Here is a 2,349-nt window from a genome sequence, read left to right on the forward strand (position 1 = left end):
GCCGCCGTCACCCGGGTGCGGGTGGCCGGACTGGTGCCGGGATTCCTCCTGGCCTTCCTCGCCGTGGCCGGGGCGAACACCGCCGGGCTCGTGCCCGCCGGGGCCCGGCACGGCCTCGGCGGGCTCGCGGTCTTCCTGATCACCGTGGCGCTGTCGGCGATCGGGCTCTCCACCGACCTCGGCGGACTGCGCCGCGCCGGGCCCCGGCCGCTCGTCCTCGGCGGCTGCCTGTGGCTCGTCGTGTCCGTCGGCAGCCTGGGGCTGCAGTGGCTGACCGGGACGCTCTGACCCGGCTCCCGCGCGGACTCACCGGGTCCGCGACTGCCGGACACCGCGCGCGTACTCGGCGAACCAGGCCAGCATCTCCGGGGCGGTGACGGCCCCCTCGCCGCTCACCTCGGCGACGTCCGCGCCCTGGAGGATGCGCTTGACCGGGACCTCCAGCCGCTTCCCCGTCAGGGTGCGCGGCACCGCGGGCACTGCGGTGACGGTGTCCGGCACGTGCCTGGGCGACAGCTGGTGCCGGATCGCCGCGGTGATCCCGGCCCGCAGCGCGTCGTCGAGGACGGCGCCCTCCGCGAGGACCACGAACAGCGGCATGTGGTAGCCGCCGTCCGGCAGTTCGGCCCCCACGACCAGGCTGTCCGCGACCTCGGGGAGCTGCTCCACCACGGCGTAGATGTCGGCGGACCCCATCCGCACGCCCATCCGGTTGAGCGTGGAGTCGGAGCGTCCGGCGACCACGACGGTGAGGTCGTCCCCGACCGTCACCCAGTCGCCGTGCCGCCACACGCCCGGGTACGTGTCGAAGTAGCTCGCCCGGTAGCGCGAGCCGTCCGGGTCGCCGACGAAGTGCAGCGGCATCGACGGCAGCGGCGCCGTCACCACCAGTTCGCCCTGCCGGCCGGTCAGCGGCCGGCCGGACGGGTCCCAGGAGGCGAGGGCGACACCGAGCGCGGGGCACGGGATCCGGCCGACCCGGACGGGCAGCAGGGCGCTGGCACCGGCGAGGACCGAGCAGATGTCGGTGCCGCCGCAGATGGACTGCAGCCACACGTCCGGCCCGAGCCGGTCGTGCACCCAGCGCCAGGTGCTCGGCGGCAGTGCGGACCCGGTCTGCAGGACGGTCCGCAGCGCGCCGAGGTCGTGGCGGGCCGCGGGACGGGAGTCCGCCCGCTCGGCGGCGGTCAGGTAGGCCGCGCCCACCCCGACCACCGTGGCGCCGGTCCGTTCGGCGACCCGCCAGACGCCGTCGGTGTCGGGGTGGGTGGGGCTGCCGTCGTACAGCACCAGGGTGCTGCCGTGCAGCAGGCCGCCGACCATGAAGTTCCACACCATCCAGCCGGTGGTGGTGTGGAAGAAGTACCGGTCCTCGGCGCGCAGGTCGCAGCCGAGGCCGAGCGCCTTGAGCAGTTCGACGACGATGCCGCCGTGGCCCTGCACGATGCCCTTGGGCCGGCCGGTGGTGCCGGAGGACCAGAGGATCCACAGCGGGTGGTCGAAGGGCAGGTCCGCGAAGTCGAGCGGGACGTCCCCGGCCGTCAGCGGGGCCCACCGGTGCTGCCGCACGTCGCCGCGCGGCGACCACACCGACGCCGGCGCGGGCGCCGCCGGGCGGAGGTGGTCGATCGTGACCAGGTGCCGCAGGGTGGGCAGCCCGGCGGTGATCTCGGCGACGGCCGGGAGCCGGTCGTACTCCTTGCCGCCGTGGCGGTAGCCGTCCACGGCGAGCAGGACGGTCGGTTCGGCCTGCCGGAGCCGGGAGAGCACGCCGGCCGTGCCGAAGTCCGGTGAGCAGACCGTCCACACCGCGCCGACGGCCGCGGAGGCCAGCAGCGCGACCACGGCGTGCGGGGTGTTCGGCAGGTAGCCGGCGACCCGGTCGCCGGGCTGCACACCCATCTCCCGCAGCCCGGCGGCCAGGGCCCCCACCTGGCGCCGGAGTTCGCGCCAGGAGGTCTCCTCGGGCCCGCCGTCCTCGGTCAGTGCGACGAGGGCGGGCCGCTCGTCGGTGGCCCGGGCGAAGCAGCGCTCGGCGAAGTTCAGGCGCGCCCCGGGGAACCAGTCGGCCCCGGGCATGGCCGCGTCGCCGAGCACCCTCTCGTAGCCGGAGACGGCGTCGAGGCCGTAGTGCTCCCAGACCGCCGACCAGAAGCCGGGCAGGTCGTCGGTGCTCCACCTCCACAGTTCCGCGTAGTCCGGGAAGCGCAGCCCCCGGGTGCGTTCCAGCCGCTTCAGGAAGCCGGCCACGCCGGACTTCTCCGTCGAGGCCGGGCTCGGGGACCACAGCAGGTCGGTATCGGTGCTCATCGTCGCCTTCCGGTGGTGCGGGTGGAAAAACGGGGGGCG

2 protein-coding genes are annotated in these 2,349 nt (G+C 75.3%); one reads left to right on the forward strand and one right to left on the reverse strand.

Annotated elements, in window-relative coordinates; genetic code table 11:
• On the forward strand, positions 1–288 hold a 288-nt coding region (locus ABZ641_RS33490; protein WP_359988016.1), incomplete at its 5' end, for a putative sulfate exporter family transporter.
• Between the two features lie 18 nt (positions 289–306).
• Here ABZ641_RS33490 and ABZ641_RS33495 read toward each other — a convergent pair.
• Positions 307–2,310 (reverse strand): acetoacetate--CoA ligase, encoded by a 2,004-nt coding sequence (locus ABZ641_RS33495; RefSeq protein WP_359988019.1) that lies wholly within the window; start codon positions 2,308–2,310, stop codon positions 307–309.
• Positions 2,311–2,349 lie beyond the last annotated feature (39 nt).

Origin of the sequence: Kitasatospora sp. NPDC007106, from assembly GCF_040634455.1 — a bacterium.
GTDB classification, from domain to species: domain Bacteria; phylum Actinomycetota; class Actinomycetes; order Streptomycetales; family Streptomycetaceae; genus Kitasatospora; species Kitasatospora arboriphila.